Origin of the sequence: Allgaiera indica, assembly GCF_900106675.1 — a bacterium.
GTDB classification, from domain to species: domain Bacteria; phylum Pseudomonadota; class Alphaproteobacteria; order Rhodobacterales; family Rhodobacteraceae; genus Acidimangrovimonas; species Acidimangrovimonas indica.
The window spans coordinates 1-3,360 of sequence record NZ_FNOB01000059.1 but is presented as its reverse complement, the minus strand read 5'-3'; the positions used below and the strand labels follow the sequence as shown (position 1 = coordinate 3,360).

2 protein-coding genes and 1 pseudogene are annotated in these 3,360 nt (G+C 61.3%); 1 reads left to right on the top strand and 2 read right to left on the bottom strand.

Translation table 11 applies throughout. The features are described 5' to 3' along the window. Positions 1 to 465: 465 nt before the first annotated feature. Together BLV97_RS20465 and BLV97_RS20460 are read right to left on the bottom strand one after the other, a co-directional pair. A pseudogene (locus BLV97_RS20465) lies at positions 466 to 906 on the bottom strand (IS1595 family transposase); the annotation flags it as partial. Between the two features lie 454 nt (positions 907 to 1,360). Continuing rightward, complete coding sequence (locus BLV97_RS20460) at positions 1,361 to 2,236, bottom strand: 3-hydroxybutyryl-CoA dehydrogenase (protein ID WP_035841452.1); 876 nt, start codon at positions 2,234 to 2,236, stop codon at positions 1,361 to 1,363. Positions 2,237 to 2,399: 163 nt separating this feature from the next. On the opposite strand from BLV97_RS20460, the gene BLV97_RS20455 reads away from it, so the two are divergent. Then, on the top strand, positions 2,400 to 3,230 hold the full coding sequence (locus BLV97_RS20455; RefSeq protein WP_035841454.1) for a DUF6473 family protein: 831 nt from the start codon (positions 2,400 to 2,402) through the stop codon (positions 3,228 to 3,230). The last annotated feature ends 130 nt before the right edge of the window (positions 3,231 to 3,360 follow it).

Genomic DNA, 3,360 nt, shown 5'->3' with positions numbered 1-3,360 from the left:
ATTGGCAGAGAAATGATATCAATCAACCCGATCAGCAGGTGCAACGAGTAGCTTAATTTACGCCAGATCCTGTCCAAGAGACGGGGAGTAGCTCAAATGTCCGTTTCCACGCCACGCGGAGTATGATGAGACGCACATGCGATGGGCAACTTACCGCCCTTTGTGTTGAGTGCAGCACAGCGCACGAGTGTCGCTGAAGGCTCCATGACGCCATGCGGCAGAGCTCGGCACTGGTTCCTACCTGGGTTCTGCGGCCCCGGCCCCAGTTCGGTGACCGCTGGCAGCCCAATGTGGCCCTTCGTTTCAGCTTTGAGCACCACGGAGAGAAGGCTTATCCCTTTTGCTCCGGTCGCTACAGCATCTTGATGTCTCGTCGGACCGGAGAGGCTTCGCGAACTCGGGCTTGGAGGGGTAAGTGGCTTGATTTAGTGTTACAGAGGCGCCGCCAGGCCCCTGCTGACCTGATCAGGCGCGATGCTCGACAATGTCGCGATAGGTGGCCGGCGCGAGACCGACACAGATCCCGAGGAGCCGGTCGAACGCCGTTCGCAGATGGCGGCGGCGGTTCCAGCGGAAGACGAACTCGTCGAGGTAGCGTTGGATGTGCTTCTGGCGAAAGCCGTGAAACACCCCCTTCGCCCACCGCTTGAGATTTGAAAATACGCGATGCACCCAGTGAAGGATCTCGTGTGCCTTTTGGCCGGAGACAACCCTGGGCTCGTGGGTGTTGTTTGGCATGTTCTCATAGCTGATCAGGCCGTCGGTGATGACGTGGGCGCCCGGCTCGACCATCCGGCCAACGAAGCCATGCAGCGTCTTCGACGACCTGTCGGAGATTTGTTCCAGCCGGATGCGCCTTGGATGACCGTCCGCGGAGAGTTCGACAGCCCCAACTACCCTGATTTTCTTCGAGGAATCAGACACAGCGGCAATCAATTCTGCACAAGCTTGCGCTCCACAGACAAAGCCAGCTGGTCAAGCTGGTTGCGGAACTGGACCAGCTCTGATCCACCAAATCCGCGCGTTCCAGCCGCTCGCGCTCTTACCTCGATTTGGCTTCCGCCGACTGCCGCCGATCTTCGCAACGAAGCACGTGAAGCGCAGCGGGCGGCAGAAGCTCCTGCGTGCGTTTGAGCTCAGGATCAGACAGAAAGGGGCCTAAGCTTCGTAACTGACGGAAGGGTCAGGCCCCTGTACCCCCGGCGTATTTGCCGAACAATGAAAGCAAGGAGACCTTGTTGCCCTGTCGCCGGGGAAACATCGTCGAGGCGGCCGCCGTCCGGGCAATGGGGCCCGCGAAGCCCTTTGCGCGCGGATCTCGGTAAGAAGGCGGAGGTGGGCGCGCTGACCGACGGATAGCCTACCGCGTCGGCACGGGCACCTCGCCGCGGTAGTCATAGAAGCCGCGCTTGGTCTTGCGGCCCAGCCAGCCGGCCTCGACATATTTGGTCAGCAGCGGGCAGGGGCGGTACTTGGTGTCGGCCAGCCCATCGTGCAGCACGTTCATGATGGCAAGGCAGGTGTCGAGGCCGATGAAATCGGCCAGTTCCAGCGGCCCCATCGGGTGATTGGCGCCCAGCTTCATGGATTCGTCGATCGACTTCACATTGCCCACGCCTTCATACAGCGTATAGACCGCCTCGTTGATCATCGGCATCAAGATGCGGTTGACGATGAAGGCCGGGAAATCCTCGGCGCTGGCGGCGGTCTTGCCCAGGCTTTCCACCACCCCCAGAAGCGTCTTGTAGGTGGTCTCGTCGGTCGCGATGCCGCGGATCAGTTCGACCAGCTGCATCACCGGCACCGGGTTCATGAAGTGGAAGCCCATGAATTTCTCGGGGCGGTCGGTGCGGCTGGCCAGTCGGGTGATCGAGATCGACGAGGTGTTCGACGTTAAGATGGTCTCGGGTTTCAGATGCGGCTGCAGATCCTCGAAGATCGCCTGTTTGACCGTCTCGCGCTCGGTCGCGGCCTCGATGATCAGATCGGACGGTCCCAGATCGGTCAGTGTCAGCGTCGTGCGGATCCGCCCCATCGCCGAGGCCTTGTCTGCGGCCGAGATCTTCTCGCGGCTTACCTGGCGTTCCAGATTTCGGTCGATCAGCGACATCGCCTTGTCCAGACTTTCCTGGCTGATGTCGGCAAGCAGTACGTCATAGCCCGCCAAGGCGAAGACATGGGCGATGCCGTTGCCCATCTGTCCCGCGCCCACGATTCCCACCGACTTGATCGTCATCTGTTCTCTCCGCCGCTCTGCGCGCCGACCATATGCGGCGGCGCGGCAGGGGCGCAAGGTGGCGAAATCGCTAAAACGCTTCGCGAACTTTCTTCTTAGCGGTTTGGAAACGGCCATACGTCAGAGTGGTCGCAGATGAGTCGTAATCCGAAGGGTGGGCGCTATGACATATGAAGCAAAGGGGGCTGGCGGGCTTGACTACCATCCCTGCAGATACGGGACGTCGAAGCTGGTGTTTCGCGGTCCAAAGCGGAAGCTTGATGGCAAGTTCTGTGCGGTTCTGGGGGGCAACGCCACCTACGGCCGTTTCATCGAACGCCCCTTTCCGGCGATGGTCGAGGAGGCTGCGGGCCTCAAGATGGTCAATTTCGGCTGCATGAACGCGGGCGTCGATGTCTATCTGAACGATCCCGGCATCGTCGACCTTTGCGACAGCGCACGGGTGACGGTCGTTCAGGTGATGGGCGCGCACAACATGACCAACCGCTTCTATGCGGTGCATCCGCGTCGCAATGACCGGTTCCTGCGGGCTTCGAGCCTGCTGAAGACCATCTATCGTGAGGTCGATTTCACCGAATTCCACTTCACCCGCCATATGCTGCGGGCCCTGCAGGAGCTGTCCCCTGAACGGTTCGAGGTTGTCGCGGACGAACTAAAGGCCGCGTGGGTGGCGCGGATGCGGCTTCTTTTGCGGCGCATCACGGGCAAGACGGTGCTGCTCTGGGTGGCCGACCATGCCCCGGGCGCCGGGGCCGCGCCGCTGAGCCTCGACCGAGAGCCGCTTTTGGTGGATCGGGACATGCTTGATGCGGTCTCTACCCACGCGACGGAATATGTCGAGGCGATCTCGTCGCCCGAGGCGCGGGAAACCGGAACCCAAGGGATGCGGATCTCGGCCCTGGATGAGGCCGCGGCGGCCGAACTGCCCGGTCCGGCGGTTCATGCCGAGGTGGCCCGCACACTGGAGCCGGTGCTGCGGCGGATGATGAGCTGACGCAGGCCGCTTCCGTCTCCTAGTCGGCGCCCCCTGACTTATAGGCGTATCTGTAGTTGTAATATGCGTATTGTGTTCCGTCTTTTGCGGCTTCGGAGAGTTTGTATCCGTTGAGGATGGCGCCGGTGAG